Below are 17491 nucleotides of genomic sequence, written 5' to 3'. Positions count from 1 at the left end.
CGATGTCGGTCGCACCCGGGTGCGCCGTCACCAGCGCGGCGACGGCACGTGGGTGCGTTCGCACTACCGGCAGCGTTCGACCATGACGACGGAGAACGACGACGCCGGTGGCCTCTGGATCGCGCTCGGCTGGCTGCTGCTGTTCGTGCTGCTTCTGGCGATCCTGGTGTCGTGACCCGCCCTCGCCAGGTGCGGCTCTGTCGAAAATCCGACTCATTCTCATTTCCGATTCGCCCGCCGGGCACCAGCGGCGGGCGCGCTGATCTGCGGTTTCTCGGACGATCGGCCGACGGGGCGTCCGCGTTCCACGGCAAGGTCCGTCAGTCGGGCAGGATCCCGACCAATCGGCGCGGTGTCCGGCAATCAGGTCGATGGGTAGCGTGTCGGGCACCCTGGGGAGGCTTGGAGGAGCACCGGTGACGCTGCTGCGCGACCTGATCGACATCCCGACGTCCGTCGGCGAAGGCGACTTCGTGGTGAAGGCGGCCGAGGTTGCCGACCTGCACCGGTACGTCGTGACCGACCAGCTACGCGACAACTTCGCCACCGCGTTGCAGCGGATCGGGCACGCGGTCACCACCGGCCGCTCCCAGGCGCTGTTCCTGCACGGCTCGTTTGGCTCCGGCAAGTCGCACTTCATGGCCGTGCTGCGGGAGATCCTGGCGCACAACCCCGACGCCCGAAAGATCAGCGGGCTCGAAGGCCCGGTGGTCGCCGCCGACTCCTGGCTGCCCGGCCGACAGTTCCTCACCCTCACCCTGCACATGCTCGACGCGCGCTCGGTCGAGCAGGCCATCCTCGAGGGCTACCTCCGTCAGGTCACCGTCGCGCACCCGGATGCGCCGGTCCCCGCCGTACACCGGTCGGACGCGCTCCTGGACAACGCCGCCGGCCTGCGGCGGACGCTCGGCGACGACAGGTTCTTCGCGGCGCTGCGAGGTGGTGCCGCCGCGGCGGGCGCGGGCGGCGTCGGCCTGGCCGCGATGCGCGCCCGGGCCGAGGGGTGGACCGCGCAGCGGTACGCGGAGGCCGCGGCGCAGCCGCCCGGCACGAAGGACCGCGACGCACTGGTCAGCGCGCTCACCCAGGCGTTCTTCAGCGGCGCGGTGCACAGCGTCGAATACCTCGACCTGGACACCGGCCTCGCTGTGATCACCCGGCACGCCAAGTCCCTCGGGTACGACGGGATCGTCCTCTTCCTCGACGAGCTGATCCTCTGGCTGTCCGGTCGCATCGCCGACTACACGTTCGTCAACACCGAGGGCGCCAAGCTCAACAAGCTCGTCGAGTCCGCCGACGCGGCCCGGCCGCTGCCGCTGATCTCCTTCGTCGCCCGGCAACGCAACCTGGAGGAGTTCCTCGGACCGCAGGTCGGCGGCACCGAACGGGAGGCGCTCGCGCACGTGATGCGCAGCGTCCAGGGCCGGCTCGGGGAGATTGTGCTCGCCGACACCAACCTGCCGGAGATCACCGAGAAGCGGCTGCTGCACCCCCGCGACGAGGCGGCGCGGGCGGTCATCGACAATGCGTTCGCCGCCGTGCGGCACAACCGCGAGGTGTGGGACACGCTGTTGCTCGGCGCGCAGTACGGCGACGCCGGCATCGGATCCGACGCCACCGCGTTCCGCCAGCTCTACCCGTTCTCGCCGGCCCTCGTGGCGACCCTGGTCGCGTTGTCGCAGGCGCTGCAACGCGAGCGGACCGCGCTGAAAGTGATGACGGAGCTGCTGGTCGAACGGCGGGACACGCTGCGGGTCAACGACCTGATCGGAGTCGCCGCGCTCTTCGAACCGCTGGTGCTGCACGGCGAGTTGCCCGATCGCCCGAAGCTGCGCCAACAGTTCGACGCCGCCCGCAATCTCTACCTGCGCAAGCTGCGCCCGCTGCTGCTCGCCCTGAACGGCATCGACGAGGAACGGGCCGCCGGCCACACCCAGTTCCAGCTCGACGACAAGCTGGTCAAGACGATCCTGCTGGGCGCGCTGGTGCCCGAGGTGCCGGCGCTGCACAACCTGACCGCGGCCAAGCTGCACGCGCTCAATTTCGGCTCGATCACCTCGCCGATCCCGGGCTACGAGAACACCATGGTGCTCACCCGGCTGCGCAAGATCTCGCAGGACGCCGGCGAACTGCACCTGACCGACGACCACGACCCGGTGGTGTCGCTCAAGCTGCACACCGTCGACTTCGACAAGCTGCTGGATCTGGTGCCACACAACGAGACCTCGGCCGGCGTACGGCAGCAGTTGCTCCGCGAGCTGATCAGCGGGGAGATGGGACTCACCGGCAGCGAGGGCAGCCACGGTGAGTTGCAGCACCCCCGCGAGTGGCGGGGGCGGCGGCACATCGTCCAGGTCAAGTTCGGCAACGTCCGCGACCCGCTCACCATGCCGGTCGCCGCCCTGATCGCCCCCGGCGAGTCCTGGCGGATCGTCATCGACTATCCGTTCGACCCGCAGGACTTCCCCCGCAACGCCGACCGGGCCCGCATCGACGAGCTGCCGCGCGGCTCCAACACGGTGTTCTGGCTGCCGCTGTATCTGACCGACGACATGATGAGCCGGGTCGCCCAGCTCGCGAAGATCAACTATCTGCTCGGTGTCGGCGGCGCGGGGGAGCGACTCAACACGCTCGCCGCCGACTGGCCCCAAGCCGACCGGCAACAGGGCCGCGTCTACCTGCTCCAGCGGCAGACCCAGCTCCGCGACGGCCTGATCACCGCGCTCAAGCAGGCGTACGGGGCGGCCAACCCGCAGGCGTCGGACGTGCACGCCGACAGCGTCGGCGTGCTGCACACCCTGGCCGACGGGCTGCGCGTCGGCGACCCGAGGGGCGGCACGCTCGCCGACGCGTTCCGCAACCTCACCGGCGAGCTGCTGGACTGGTCGTACCCCGGCACCCCGGCGCTGCCCGTGGACGAGAAGCCCCTCGCCCGCGCCGACCTGACGAAGGTGTTCGAGTACGCCAAGCGCGCCGCCGCCGACCCCACCCACGGCGTCTCCATCGACTCCCCGGCCGACCAGAAGACGCTGCGCCGGATCTGCAACCCGCTGCAGCTCGGCGAGGTGATCGACCACCGGTACGTGCTCGACATCAGCACCTGCTTCTGGAGCCGGCACCTGCTCCAGGAAGCCGCCAAACAGGACTTCCGGGACCGCTGGCCGGTACACGCCCTGCGCAAGCTGCTCGACCTGCCCAAGGCCCGGGGTTTCGACCGGGAGCTGCAAAACCTGATCATCGCGCTCTTCGCGTTCGAGCAGCAGCTCAGTTGGTACGACAACGGCGGCAAGATCAGCGTCGCGGCGGTCAACGGGGTGGAGGACCGCTTCGAACTGCGTCACCCACCGATGCCGGACGACGAGACGTGGAAGGCGGCGGTCAGCTTTGGCCAGCCCTTCTTCGGCGAGGTACTGCCCCTGTTCCGCAACCCGGCCAACCTTGGCACTCTGGCCGGCACGATGCGGCGGGTCGCCTCCAGCTATGCCGGTCCCGCCGGCCAACTCGTCGAGAAGCTGACGGAGAACACCGAACGGCTCGGGCTGGACCCGGACGCCGAGACCGGCCGGCTGGCCGCCGCCCGCCGGGTCGCGCGGCTTCTTGCGGAGGTCGCGCAGGAGCGCGACGACGTGGTGCTCGTCGCCGTGGTCGCCGAGGGGGAGCGACGCCTCGGCGGGCTGGACGGCCAGGCCGCGAGCCAGGTGTTCAAGCAGGCCGGCCGGCTCGTCGAGGCGCTGAACCGGGCCCAGTGGTCGGTGATCGAGGCGATCAGCCGGCGGGCCCTGACCCAGGACGACCAGCGGGCCCGGTACATCGTCGACCAGCTTCACGCCGCCGGACGCGACGAGCAGCACGGCACGGACCTGATCGAGGCGCTGCGACGCGCGGTCGACGCGTCGGTCGACCTGCTGGCCGCGCAGCCGAAGCCGCCGGTGGTGCCGGATCCGCCGGGGCTGCCCCCGCCGGGTGGCCAGGTTCCCGGGGGAGGTCCGAACCGCCCGACCGGGGGAAAGGCGGTGATTCCCGTGCCGGGCAACGGCACCTCCGTCGTGCCGGTGCCGGCGATCACCCGGGAGGCGGTCGTGCACGACGTCGCGGCGCTGGAGAAGGTGGCGGCCGAGATTCGGGCGGCGGTCTCCGCGGGCGGGCCGGTTGCGATCACCTGGCGCGTCGTCGCGCCGGAGCGTCGGGCATGAACGTGCCACGGGCCGCCGTCCGCCCGGCGGCGGTGCGACGCAAGGTGGAGTCGTGGCTCGCCGAGCGGGACGACAGCGACGCCATCGTGCTGCTCGCCCGGCCGCAGTGGACCGACGAACCGGTCCTCACCGTCGGCGGTCGAGCCGTGCGGGTCGTACCCTGTGCGACCCCGCTCGCGGCGCGCGCCGCGCTGGCGGACCGGTCGCCACACGAGAAGCTCGTCCTGCTGACCGACCTCACCGACGGCGAGCTGGGGGACGGGCTGCTGGCCCACGTCAGCCTGCAGCAGGCACGCAGCGTCGATCCGTGGGACCTGGTCAGTCAGACGTTCGGCGGGCAGGTGCGGCCGGACTCGACGCTGGTACGCACCGGCCGGTGGGTCGCCGACGCGCTGACCGACCTGGCACCCGCCGAAGGCTGGCCACCCCCGACCGGCATGATCCTGACCCGCGACCACGCGCTGCGGCACCTGGCCGGGACGGTGCTCGGCCTCGAACCCGACGGGTTGGACGCCGCCGGACTGCTGCACTGGAGCACCGACGCCCCGGCGCAGATGCGTCTCGGGGACATGCCGGCCGAATGGATCGATGGGCTCGGCGCGTTCCTGGTCGACGTCGCCGGCCCGGTCGCCGTACCGGTGCTCGCCGCCGTGCGCGCCGGCCACGGGGTCGACGCTATCCCGCTCGGCCTGCTGGTCGGGGTGCTCTGGCCGCGCGACTCCGCGGAATCCTCGGACGTGGAACTCGCGGTGGCCAGAACCCGGCTGGAGCCGCGCTTCGCCGGCACCCGGCTCACCGGGACTCAGGCGTGGGCCTTCACCGAAGCCGCCGAAGCCTGGATCTACCGGGCCCTCGACGACGAGGCGGTCCGGTCCGACGCGCACCGGATGTTGCGTCGCGCCGAGGACATCGCCGCAGAGATCGGCGTCGCCGGCCGGCTCGTCGCCTCGAACCTGCTTCCCGCCGGCTTCACCCAGCGGATGCGAGCCTTCGGCGCCGCGGTTCGGCTCGCCCTGCCGGGGACCGCAGCGGCGGCGCCCGCCGGGGACCTGATCGAACGGGCGCAGGAGCGGCTGGCTGAGGTGGAAGCCCACCGTTCGGCGAACCGGACGCGGGTGGAGACCGCCCGGATGGCGGTCCGGCTCCTGCGCTGGCTGGCCGCCCCGGAGCAGCCGCCGCCTGCCACCATGCTCGACGCGGTGAACCGGCAGATCCGCGACGACGGCTGGGTCGACCGGGCGCGGCTCGACGTCTTCGACGGCGACGTGGACCTGCAGGTCGCCGAGGCATACCGAGGGCTACACATTGCGGTGCACGCCCGGCGGGCCCGCCACGACCGTGAGTTCGCCGAACTGTTGCAGGACACCACCGGCGCGGAGCGCGACCCCGGCGCCCTGCTGCGCGTCGAAGACGTGCTGGCCCGGGTGGTCCAGCCGATCCTGGACCACGGCCGGCAGGTCCTGCTGCTGCTTCTGGACGGCATGGGCGCGGCGGCCGGAATCGAGATCGCCGAATCGCTGGCGCGCGGCGGCGCCTGGACCGAACTAACCCCCCACGGCGGGCAGCGGACCGGCGTCCTCGCCGCACTGCCGACGGTCACCGTCGTCAACCGGTGCAGCCTGTTCAGCGGCACGATCAGGGTCGGCGACCGCACCGACGAGCGGAGTGGGTTCGCGGCCCGCTTCCCCGACGGCGTACTGCTGCACAAGGCGGACCTGCGGACGCCGGCCGGGCTGGCGGTCGACCGTGAGGTTGCCGCCGCGATCGAGGACCCGGCGGTGCCGTTGGTCGCGGCCGTCATCAACACCATCGACGACGCGCTCGACCGCAGCGACCCGGGCACCGTCGAATGGAGCACCGACACCGTCAGAGGTCTGCGCGACCTGCTCGCCATCGCCCTGGACCGGGTCGTGGTGCTTGTCTCGGACCACGGACACGTCGTCGACCGTGGCTCCGACGCCGTGCTCGGCCGCTCGGACAGCAGCGAGAACCGCTGGCGCCCGGCCACCGGCGAACCGGGCGACGGAGAGCTGTGTTTCCAGGGCAGCCGGGTGGCGCTTGCCGGCGGGCAGGTGATCCTGCCCTGGCGGGAGGAACTGCGGTACGGCCCGCGCAAGGCCGGCTACCACGGTGGCGCGAGCCCGGCGGAGGCGGTCGTTCCGCTACTACTCTTCGCCTCGGGCGACGACCAGGGTATCCCCGGGTGGGCCGGGGCACCGGTCGCCAGCCCCGACTGGTGGCGCGAGCCGTTCCGGCAGACCGCCCGCGATGCCCGACCCGCCGCCACCGCTCCTCGGCCGGCGGCGGTCCGTCCGAGCCGTCGAGCCCGCCCCACCGTCCAGGACGAGAGCCTGTTCGACCTGCCGTCGCCGCTCGCGGCCACGCCGCCGCCGCTCGCCGCCCCGCCGCCGGTGGATCCAGCGTCCGCGCTCGTCGAGGCGCTGCTGGCCAGCCCGGTCTACGCCGACCGGCGGGGAAGCCGGGCGCCCATTCCCGACGAGCGGGTGGCGGCGATGGTCACCGCACTGCTCGCCGGTAACGGCCGGGCCACCCTCGAGACGCTGGCCACCCGGGCCGCCGTGCCGGCACACCGCATCTCCGCCACCTTCACCGCGCTCCGGCGGCTGTTGCAGGTTGAGGGCTACCCGGTGCTCAGCCTGGACCCGGACGGGCGAACCGCGAAACTGGACATCCCCCTGATGATTGAGCAGTTCGTCCTGGGGCCGTCGTGACGGCGGAGGTCAGCGCCCGCCGTCGCCGCGACATCATCGACGCGCTGCGCCGAGGCGTGGTGCCTGCCAACGGCCTGGACGCGCTCGCGGTCGGCCTCGACCGCTTCACCTCGGCGCTCGACGAGGATCTGGACCGGGTCGCTGGCGCGGGCAGCGTCTTCAAGGCCGTCCGGGGGGAGTACGGCGCCGGAAAGACCTTCTTCACCCGGTGGCTCGGCGAGCGGGCGAAGCGGCGCGGCTTCGCAGTAGCCGAGGTGCAGATCTCCGAGCTGGAGACACCACTGCACCGGATGGAGACGGTCTACCGACGGCTCGTCGAGCAGTTGGCGACCGAGCAGTTCCCGCCGAGCGCGCTCCGGCCCGTACTGGACAATTGGATCTTCGCCTTGGAGGAGGACGTCCTCGCGGCCGGCACGGCGACCGAGGCGGACGCCGAGGAGTTGGACCGGGCGGTCGGTGAACTGCTCGAAACCCGGCTGGCGGACATCTCCCGGAGCACCCCCGCCTTCGCCGCGGCGCTGCGCGGCTACCGCACCGCCCTCGCGGAGGGCGACGGCGTCACGGCCGGGGGACTGGCCGCCTGGCTGGGCGGCCAACCCCACGTCGCCGCAGCCACCCGGCGGGCCGCCGGCGTCAAGGGCGACCTCGACCACTTCGGGGCGTTGAATTTCCTGCGGGGCCTGCTGACCGTGCTGCGTGACAGCGGCCATCCCGGTCTGCTGGTGGTGCTCGACGAGGTCGAGACCCTGCAACGGGTCCGCGCGGACGCCCGCGACAAGGCGCTCAACGCGTTGCGTCAACTCGTCGACGACATCTACGCCGGTCGCTTCCCGGGGCTGTTCCTGGTGGTCACCGGCACGCCGGCGTTCTTCGACGGCCCGCAGGGCGTCCAGCGGCTCGCCCCGCTGGCCCAGCGGCTCGCCACGGACTTCGGGTCGGAACCGCGCTGGGACAACCCCCGTGCCACCCAACTCCGGCTGCCCGGTTTCACCGAGGAGTCGCTGGTCCAACTCGGCGTGCGGGTGCGCGACATCTATGGCGGAGAACGGGTGCCCGCGACCGTGGACGACGGCTACCTCGGCGAACTCGCCCGGGCGGTGGCCGGACGGCTCGGCGGCCGGGTCGGAGTGGCGCCCCGGGTCTACCTGAAGAAGCTTGTCGCCGACGTCCTCGACCGGGTCGACCAGTTCCCCGACTGGAACCCGCGCCAGCACTACGAGCTGACGGTGCGACCCGACGAGCTGACCGAGGTCGAACGCAACCTCGCCGCAGCCGACGACGTCGAGCTGTCGACGTGAGCGAGGATCTCCCACTGGATCCGGTGCTGCTGCACCACGTGGTCAACAGCCTCGGCTGGCCTGACCTGCGTCCACTGCAGCGTGCAGCGCTCGTACCCGTGACGCGCGGCGAGGACGCGTTGCTGCTCGCCGCAACCGCCGGAGGCAAGACCGAGGCGGCGATCTTCCCGCTGCTGACGAGGATGGCGAGCGAACACTGGACCGGCACCTCGGTGCTCTACCTGTGCCCGTTGAAGGCCCTGCTCAACAACCTGCATCCCCGGCTGGAGAGGTACGCCGGCTGGCTGGGGCGCACGGTGGCGCTGTGGCACGGCGACGTGAGCGCGACGGCCCGTCGCAGGGCGCTCTGGCAACGTCCCGACATCCTACTCACCACGCCGGAGTCGATTGAGTCCATGCTGGTCAGCGCGAACGTGGACCATCGGCTCTTCCTCGGCGGTCTACGGGCCGTGGTGGTGGACGAGGTGCACGCCTTCGCCGGGGACGACCGTGGCTGGCATCTGTCGGCGCTGCTGGAGAGGTTGACCCGGGTGACCGGCCACCCGTTGCAGCGCGTCGGGCTCTCCGCCACGGTGGGCAACCCGGATCAGCTGCTGACCTGGTTGCAGGGCTCCGGGGCGGGCAGCCGCCCCGGCACCGTCGTCGCGCCCGACCGTCACACCGACCCCCACCTCGCCGCCGCGCCGCCGCCCGGGCAGGTCGAACTCGACTACGTCGGGTCCCTGTCCAACGCTGCCGTCGTCATCGCCGCCCTGCACCGCGGCGAGAAACGGCTGGTCTTCTGCGAATCCCGGCAGACGGTCGAGGAACTGGCTCAACTGCTCCGCGAGCGTGGCGTCACCACCTTCCTCTCCCACGCGTCGCTCTCGCTCGATGCGCGCCGTCGGGCGGAGCAGGCGTTCGCCGAGGCCCGGGACTGCGTCATCGTCTCCACCAGCACGCTGGAACTCGGCATCGACGTGGGTGACCTCGATCGGGTGATCCAGGTCGACTGCCCCGCGACCGTGGCGTCCTTCCTGCAACGGCTCGGCCGCAGCGGGCGTAGGCCGGGCAGCTCACGCAACTGCCTCTTCCTCTGCCGCAGCGCAACGGAGCTGACCAGGGCCGCCGCCCTGCTGTCGCTCTGGGGCCACGGCTGGGTGGAGCCTATCCACCCACCGCCCGAGCCTCGTCACATCGTCGCCCAGCAGATGCTCGCGCTGTGTCTGCAGGAGGGTCGGGTCGGCGACCGGCTGTGGCCCCTGGCATGGAACGGCTTGCCACCATTCGATCGGAGCGCCCAGCCCGTCGTCCGGCATCTGGTGGAGCAGGGCTACCTGGACAGCGACGGTGGGCTGCTGTTCATCGGTCCCGAAGCCGAACGCCGGTTCGGCCGGCGGCACTTCATGGAGCTGACGGCCGTCTTCACCGGCCCGCCCGAGTTCGCCGTGTTTCAGGGCCGGCAGGAACTGGGACGGATCGACCCCAGCCTGCTTACCGAGGAGGTGCGGGGAGACCGCCGACTGCTGCTGGGCGGGCGGAGCTGGCGGGTCACCTACGTCGACTGGAGGCGACGGCGGTGCTTCGTGGAGCCGGCGGACGGGGGCGGCCGGGCGCGGTGGACGTCGCAGGGCTGGCTCGGGTCGAGCTACCCACTGACCCGAGCCATGCGGGAGGTCCTGCTCGGCCACGATCCACCCGTGCGGTTGACCACGCGAGCGTCGAGTCGACTGGCGGTGGTCCGCGACGAGCGCTCCTCCCTGGTGCATCCGGGTGGCACCTGCGTCGTGCGTTCCAACGAGGACCTGTACTGGTGGACCTGGGCCGGTCTCCGGGGAAACGCGACTCTCGCCGCCACCCTCGGCGAGGTGGTCGACCCCGCGCAACGCTTCGACGACTACGCCATCCGGCTGCGCGAGAGCGTCACGCGTGACCAGTGGCGGCCACTGGTGGCCGACGCCGGCGAGCGATTGTGCCTTCCGGAGACCGATCGGCGCGCCGTGGCCGGCCTGAAGTTCGGTGCCGCTCTGCCGGAGCGGCTCGCCAACGCCACCGTGGCCGCACGCCTCGTCGACCTCGCCGGGGCGGCCGCCGTGCTGGCGGAACCGGTCCGCTTCATCGACAGCAGGTGTTAAGCGGGGCCCCGCCTATGCACGAGGCGTTAAGCGGGGCCCCGCCTTTCACTCGGGGACGCGGCGGTACGCGCCGTCGCTGGCCGAGGTCGCCATCGAGGCGTACGCGCGCAGCGCCGCCGAGACCGGGCGCTGCCGGTCGGTCGGGGTGTATGGGCGGTCGCGCTTCTCCTCGGCCACCCGGCGCGCGGTCAGCTCGTCGGCGGGCACGTTCAGCTCGATGGAGCGGCCCGGGATGTCGATGACGACCTCGTCGCCGTCGCGGACCAGCGCGATCAGCCCGCCGGAGGCCGCCTCCGGGGAGACGTGCCCGATGGACAGGCCGGAGGTGCCGCCGGAGAACCGGCCGTCGGTGAGCAGCGCGCAGGCGCGCCCGAGCCCCCGGCCCTTCAGGAACGAGGTGGGGTAGAGCATCTCCTGCATGCCGGGGCCGCCCTTCGGACCCTCGTAGCGGATCACCACCACGTCGCCGGCGACGATCTGCTTGGCCAGGATGGCGGTCACCGCGTCGTCCTGCGACTCGAAGACCTTGGCCGGGCCGCGGAACGTCAGGCACTCCTCGGGCACCCCGGCGGTCTTCACCACGCAGCCGTCCGGCGCCAGGTTGCCGTGCAGGATGGCCAGCCCGCCGTCGGCGCTGTAGGCGTGCGCCAGGTCGCGGATGCAGCCGCCGGCCGCGTCGGTGTCCAGCGACGACCAGCGGTTGGTGGTGGAGAACGGCTCGGTGGTGCGCACCCCGCCGGGCGCGGCGTGGAACAGCTCGACCGCCTCGGGCGTGGCCGAGCCGCCGCGCACGTCCCAGTTGGCCAGCCACCGGTCGAGGCTGGGGGAGTGCACCGCGCGCACGTCGCGGTGGAGCAGGCCGGCGCGGTCCAACTCGCCGAGGATGGCGGGGATGCCGCCGGCCCGGTGCACGTCCTCCATGTGGTAGTTCGGCGAGTTCGGGGCGACCTTGGCCAGGCACGGCACCCGCCGCGAGACGGCGTCGATGTCGGCCACGCCGAAGTCCAGCTCGGCCTCGCGGGCGGCGGCGAGCAGGTGCAGGATCGTGTTGGTGGAGCCGCCCATGGCCACGTCGAGCGCGACCGCGTTCTCGAACGCGGCCCGGCCGGCGATGGCCCGCGGCAGCACCGAGGCGTCGTCCTCGTCGTACCAGCGCTTGGCGATCTCCACGGCGGTGCGGCCGGCCTCGACGAAGAGCGACCGGCGCGCGGCGTGGGTGGCCAGCGTCGAGCCGTTGCCGGGCAGCGCCAGGCCGATCGCCTCGGTCAGGCAGTTCATCGAGTTGGCGGTGAACATGCCGGAGCAGGAGCCGCAGGTCGGGCACGCCGAGCGCTCGATCTCGCCGAGCTGGTCGTCGCTGACCGCCTCGTTCGAGGAGGCGATCATGGCGTCGATCAGGTCGATCTTGGAGTGGACGACGCCCTCGATCGCCACCGTCTTGCCGGCCTCCATCGGGCCGCCGGAGACGAACACGGTCGGGATGTTCAGCCGCAGCGCGGCGAGCAGCATCCCGGGGGTGATCTTGTCGCAGTTGGAGATGCAGACCAGCGCGTCCGCGCAGTGCGCGTTGACCATGTATTCCACCGCGTCGGCGATCAGCTCGCGGCTGGGCAGCGAGTACAGCATGCCGCCGTGGCCCATCGCGATGCCGTCGTCGACGGCGATGGTGTTGAACTCCCGACCCACGCCGCCGGCCTCGGCCACCGCGTCCGCGACCAGGCCGCCGAGGTCCTTGAGATGGACATGACCGGGTACGAACTGGGTGAAACTGTTGGCGATGGCGACGATCGGCTTGCCGAAGTCGTCGTCGGTCATCCCGGTGGCCCGCCAGAGGGCCCGGGCGCCGGCCATCGTCCGACCGTGGGTGGATGTCCTCGACCGCAGCTCAGGCATGTCCACCAGTCTGACACCGCCGGCCCGGCGACTTCCGGGCGTACACCCTGTGTCCCAACAGTTGCACACCCGGTCCCCCACGGAGGGCACGGATCCGGCAGAGTTGGACGCGTGCAGTCGTCCCCGGGGATGGTCGCCGTCGCGGCGCTGAGCGGTTGCGCCGCGGCCGGCGCCGTCGCGCTGCTCGCCGCGTCGGCCCGGCGCCGCACCGGTCCCCGTCGGCAGGCCCACCTGCTGCTGGCCGTGGCCGGCGGGACCGCCCTGCTCAGCCTGCTCCTCGGCCTGGGCGGCCTGCTGCTCGCCGGGGACCACTGGGCGCACCGGCAGGGCCAGCGCACCGGCTGGGCCACGCTCGTCGCGGCGTCCACCACCGTGGCCGCGGTGGGCCTCGGCGCCGCGCTGCTGCGGTTGCCCGGCGCGGCGGCGACCCGGGCCGCCACCGCCCGGCTGCTGCTCGACGGGGTGATCATGGCGACCGCGCTGTGGTTCGTCGGCTGGGTGGCGTTCAGCGCGCCGACCCGGCTGCTCGGCGACGCCACCCCGGTCGCCTGCCTGCCCATCCTGCTGGCCACCGTCAGCGCCGCGCTCACCACCGGGCTGACGCTGATCCTGGTGCTGCGCGCCGCCCCGCCGCGCGGCTGGCTGACGCTGCTGGGCGGCGGCGCGATCGCGGTGACCGCCGGGGGGCTGGGCGTGGCGGCCGGGCTGTGCCAGGGCGGACCGCGCATGCTGCTGGCCGGCGCCGTGCTGACCGCGGCCGGTCTGGTGGCCACCGCCGTCGCCGGGCGCCGGGCGGACGCGACGCGGTTCGACGTCGACCTCATCCGCCGCGACGGCGAGTACGCGTTCGTGCCGATGTTCGCCATGGCCGCCTCCGCGATGTACCACCTCACCCAGGGCGGCCGGTTCGACGGGTACGGCATCGTGACCGGCAGCGTCGAGGGGTTCGCGCTCGTCGCCCGGCAGTATCTCGCCCTCAACGACGTGCGCGGCTACGCCGTCCGGCTGGCCGAGCGGGAGGCGCACTTCCGCGAGCTGGCGCACACCGACCCGCTCACCGACCTGGCCAACCGGCGCGGGCTGCTGCGGGCCCTGCACCGGTGCGCCGAGACGGGGGTGCCCTGCGTGCTGCTCGGGCTCGACCTGGACGGCTTCAAGAACGTCAACGACATGCGCGGGCACGACGTCGGCGACGCGGTGCTCGGCGAGGTGGGTCGGCGGCTGCGCGGCAACCTGCGGCCGGGTGACCTGGCCGCCCGCCTCGGCGGCGACGAGTTCGCGGTGCTGATGCACGGTTCGGCCGAGCCCGGGCCGGTCGCCGAGCGGCTGCTCGGGGTGCTCGGCCGCCCGTACGAGGAGGCGGACGGGCCGGTCTTCCTCTCGGTCAGCATCGGGGTGGCCGGCAGCGCCGGCGACCACGACGTCGAGCTGTTGCTGCGCAACGCCGACCTGGCCCTGCGCTACGCCAAGCAACGCGGCAAGAACCGGATCGAGCGCTACGACGCCACGTACGACCAGTTGCTGAGCCGGCGCACCCGGCTGGAGCACGAGCTGCGTGGCGCGATCGAGCGCGACGAGCTGCGGCTGGTCTTCCAGCCGGTGGCCTCGCTGCCCTCGGTCCGGCCGGTCGGCGCCGAGGCGCTGCTCCGCTGGCGCCACCCGGAGCTGGGCAACGTCCGGCCGGACGAGTTCATCCCGCTGGCCGAGGAGTGCGGGATGATCGCCAAACTCGGCGCGTGGGTGCTGCACCAGGCGTGCTACCAGCTCTCCCGCTGGCTGGCCGACGGGCACGACGTCTGGGTGTCGGTGAACGTCTCGCCGCGCGAGCTGCACGCCCCGCAGTACGTCGTCCAGGTGGCCGACGCGTTGCGCGCGCACCACGTGCCGCCCCAGCGGCTGGTGCTGGAGGTGACCGAGCACGCGGTCGCCACCGACCTGGACGAGCTGATCCGGCGGCTGACCGCGTTGCGGCTGACCGGCGTCCGGATCGCGCTCGACGACTTCGGCGCCGGCTACTCCTCGCTGGGGCAGCTCCGGCGGCTGCCGATCGACATCCTCAAGATCGACCACAGTCTGGTCGCCGAGCACGAGCCGGTGCGGCCGGTGGGCCGGGAGGGGCCGGCGTTCGCCCCGATGGTCGACATCGTCATGCGCCTCGGCCACCAGCTCGGGCTGGAGGTGATCGCCGAGGGGGTCACCAACCCGACCGAGCTGGCCGCCGTGGTGGCCGCCGGCTGCCGGTTCGGCCAGGGCGCGCTCTTCGGGTGGGGGGTGCCGGCCGAGCACCTGGAGGCGATGCTGGAGGCGGCCACCGCGCCCGGCAACCGGCCCGCCGCGATCCCGCCCGCGCCGCCGTCCCCGCCGACGCGTACGCCGTCGCCGTTGCTGCCTCGGCTGCGCAACAACCCGCCCGCCCAGCGCCCCGCCGTGGAGGCGTCGCCGCAGGTGGCGGCCGGCGCGGAGGGAGTGTCGACGACCGACACGCCCACGTCCGTGAACCAAAATGTGGGATCAGTTGACTCATCGCGTGAGATGCGTCAGGCTTAGCCGCATGTCGTCGAACCGGTCGCTGCGAGTACTTACCTGAGCGCACTCTCCTCCCGAGAGTGCGCTGGCCCCGTGCATCCTGCACGAGGGCTTTTTTGTTGCCGTCGGACCATCGCCGGGGCGCCCGCCGTCCCATCCTGACAACCGCGTCACCCACTCACAGCCGAAGGCCTGAACCGCCATGACGAGACCCACGCCAGAGACCCTCGCCCACTCCGCCCGACGAGCCCGCACGGGCACCGGCGCGACCGGCGACGCCGACCACGCCCCCGCCGCCCGCACCGCCGCCGCCCCCGCCGCGAGCCGGGCCGTCCCGGCCGGCGCGGATCCGGCCGGCACACCGGTACGGCAGCCCGCCACCGCGCAGGTCTCCGGCGCCGGCTCGCTCGTGCGCTCGCTGGAGGCGCTCGGCGTCGACGTGGTCTTCGGCATCCCGGGCGGCGCGATCCTGCCCGCGTACGACCCGCTCTACGACTCCACCGTCCGGCACATCCTGGTCCGCCACGAGCAGGGCGCCGGGCACGCGGCCACCGGCTACGCGCAGGCCACCGGCCGGGTCGGCGTCTGCATCGCCACCTCCGGCCCGGGCGCGACCAACCTGGTCACCCCGATCGCGGACGCCTACATGGACTCGGTGCCGATCGTGGCGATCACCGGCCAGGTGGCCCGGCCGTCGATCGGCACGGACGCCTTCCAGGAGGCCGACATCCAGGGCATCACGCTGCCGATCACCAAGCACAACTTTTTGGTGCAGACCGCCGACGAGATCCCCCGGGTCCTCGCCGAGGCGTTCCACCTGGCCTCCACCGGCCGGCCCGGCCCGGTGCTCGTCGACATCCCCAAGGACGTCCTCCAGGCGTCGGCCACGTTCTCCTGGCCGCCGACGCTGGACCTGCCCGGCTACCGGCCCACGCTGCACCCGCACGGCAAGCAGATCCGCGAGGCGGCCCGGCTGATGACCACGGCCCGCCGGCCGGTGCTCTACGTGGGCGGTGGCGTGCTCAAGGCCGGCGCCACCGAGGGGCTGCGCCGGCTGGCCGAGCTGACCGGGATCCCGGTGGTCACCACGCTGATGGCGCTCGGCGCGTTCCCCGACTCGCACCGGCAGCACCTCGGCATGCCGGGTATGCACGGCACCGTCGCCGCGGTCTACGGCCTCCAGAAGGCCGACCTGATCGTGGCGCTCGGCGCCCGCTTCGACGACCGGGTGACCGGCAAGCTGGACTCGTTCGCGCCGGACGCCGCGGTGGTGCACGCCGACGTCGACCCGGCCGAGATCGGCAAGAACCGGCACGCCGACGTCCCGATCGTGGGCGACGCGCGGCACGTGATCGACGAGCTGATCGCGGCGGTCACCGCCGAGCAGGCCACCCACCCGGCCGCCGACCTGGCGGACTGGTGGCACCAGCTCGACGACCTGCGCGAGCGGTACCCGCTCGGCTTCGAGGAGCCGGCCGACGGCACGCTCTCCCCGCAGTACGTGATCAAGCGGTTGGGCGAGATCGCCGGTCCGGACGCGATCTACGTGGCCGGCGTCGGCCAGCACCAGATGTGGGCCAGCCAGTTCATCTCGTACGAGAAGCCGAACACCTGGCTGAACTCCGGCGGCCTGGGCACCATGGGCTACGCCGTGCCGGCCGCGATGGGCGCCAAGGTGGGTCGGCCGGAGACCACGGTCTGGGCGGTGGACGGCGACGGCTGCTTCCAGATGACCAACCAGGAGCTGGCCACCTGCGCGCTGGAGGGCATCCCGGTCAAGGTCGCCGTGATCAACAACGGCAACCTCGGCATGGTCCGGCAGTGGCAGACGCTGTTCTACGGGGAGCGCTACTCCAACACCGAGTTGGGCACGCACAAGCACCGCATCCCGGATTTCGTCAAGCTCGCCGAGGCGCTCGGCTGCGTCGGGCTGCGCTGCGAGAACGCCGCCGACGTGGACAAGACCATCGAGGCGGCCATGGCGATCACCGACGCGCCGGTGGTCATCGACTTCGTGGTCGGCAAGGACGCGATGGTCTGGCCGATGGTGGCCGCCGGCACGAGCAACGACGAGATCATGTTCGCGCGGGGCGTGCGCCCCGTCTTCGACGAGGACGACATCTAAGTCATGACCGAATGCACCGAGCGCAGCGAGGGCCATGAGGGCATGACAAGGAAGGCACAGCCATGACACTGCACACGCTGTCCGTGCTGGTGGAGAACAAGCCGGGTGTCCTGGCCCGGGTCTCCGGGCTGTTCTCCCGGCGCGGGTTCAACATCGACAGTCTCGCCGTGGGCGAGACCGAGAACCCGGACGTCTCCCGGATCACCATCGTGGTCAACGCCGAGTCCTCGCCGCTGGAGCAGGTGACCAAGCAGCTCAACAAGCTGGTCAACGTCCTCAAGATCGTGGAGCTGGACGCGCAGGTCTCGGTGGCCCGGGAGTTGCTGCTGGTCAAGGTCCGCGCGGACCGCAGCGCCCGCGCCCAGGTGCTGGAGACGGTCGGCCTGTTCCGGGCCCGGGTGGTCGACGTCGCGCCGGACACGTTGACCATCGAGGCCACCGGCACGCCGGACAAGCTCGACGCGTTGCTGCGCGACCTGGAGCCGTTCGGCATCAAGGAGATGGTGCAGTCCGGCACGGTGGCCATCGGGCGCGGTTCCCGTGCCATCACCGCCGGCCCGGCGCTGCGCGCCGCCTGATCCGTACCACCAGTTTCTCGACGGGCCGACGG

The 17491-nt window shown here is 72.5% G+C and carries 8 protein-coding genes; 7 read left to right on the top strand and 1 reads right to left on the bottom strand.

Going from position 1 to position 17491, the window contains the following annotated elements; translation table 11 throughout:
* Window positions 1–416 precede the first annotated feature (416 nt).
* Genes ACIA6B_RS20320 through ACIA6B_RS20305 form a run of 4 tightly spaced genes read left to right on the top strand, consistent with a single transcriptional unit; the run spans window position 417 to window position 10337 of the window.
* Window positions 417–4193 (top strand): phage resistance protein, encoded by a 3777-nt coding sequence (locus tag ACIA6B_RS20320; protein ID WP_396775330.1) that lies wholly within the window; start codon window positions 417–419, stop codon window positions 4191–4193.
* Window positions 4190–6925, top strand: coding sequence for a BREX-2 system phosphatase PglZ (gene pglZ, locus ACIA6B_RS20315; RefSeq protein ID WP_396775328.1), 2736 nt, complete (start codon window positions 4190–4192; stop codon window positions 6923–6925). The genes ACIA6B_RS20320 and pglZ overlap by 4 nt, the downstream gene beginning before the upstream one ends.
* Complete coding sequence (gene brxD / locus ACIA6B_RS20310) at window positions 6922–8223, top strand: BREX system ATP-binding protein BrxD (RefSeq protein WP_396775326.1); 1302 nt, start codon at window positions 6922–6924, stop codon at window positions 8221–8223. Before pglZ ends, brxD begins: the two co-directional genes overlap by 4 nt.
* A complete protein-coding gene (locus ACIA6B_RS20305; RefSeq protein WP_396775324.1) occupies window positions 8220–10337 on the top strand; it encodes a DEAD/DEAH box helicase in 2118 nt (705 codons plus the stop codon). The genes brxD and ACIA6B_RS20305 overlap by 4 nt, the downstream gene beginning before the upstream one ends.
* Before the next feature lie 45 nt (window positions 10338–10382).
* On the opposite strand, the gene ilvD is transcribed toward ACIA6B_RS20305, so the two are convergent.
* Window positions 10383–12230 carry a dihydroxy-acid dehydratase gene (ilvD, locus tag ACIA6B_RS20300; protein WP_396775322.1) on the bottom strand — a complete coding sequence of 616 codons (1848 nt, stop codon included), beginning with the start codon at window positions 12228–12230 and terminating at the stop codon, window positions 10383–10385.
* A gap of 129 nt (window positions 12231–12359) precedes the next feature.
* On the opposite strand from ilvD, the gene ACIA6B_RS20295 reads away from it, so the two are divergent.
* From ACIA6B_RS20295 to ilvN, 3 genes are all read left to right on the top strand, one after another.
* Window positions 12360–14777, top strand: coding sequence for a putative bifunctional diguanylate cyclase/phosphodiesterase (locus tag ACIA6B_RS20295; protein ID WP_396775484.1), 2418 nt, complete (start codon window positions 12360–12362; stop codon window positions 14775–14777).
* Between the two features lie 181 nt (window positions 14778–14958).
* A complete protein-coding gene (locus ACIA6B_RS20290; protein ID WP_396775320.1) occupies window positions 14959–16881 on the top strand; it encodes an acetolactate synthase large subunit in 1923 nt (640 codons plus the stop codon).
* Window positions 16882–16943: 62 nt separating this feature from the next.
* Entirely contained in the window at window positions 16944–17459 is a 516-nt protein-coding gene (gene ilvN / locus ACIA6B_RS20285; RefSeq protein WP_107156164.1) for an acetolactate synthase small subunit, read from the top strand.
* Window positions 17460–17491: the final 32 nt, after the last annotated feature.

This window comes from Micromonospora sp. NPDC051141, from assembly GCF_044455765.1.
GTDB lineage: Bacteria > Actinomycetota > Actinomycetes > Mycobacteriales > Micromonosporaceae > Micromonospora.
The sequence above is the reverse complement of the archived record's forward strand: the minus strand, read 5'-3'. Positions and strand labels throughout refer to the sequence as shown.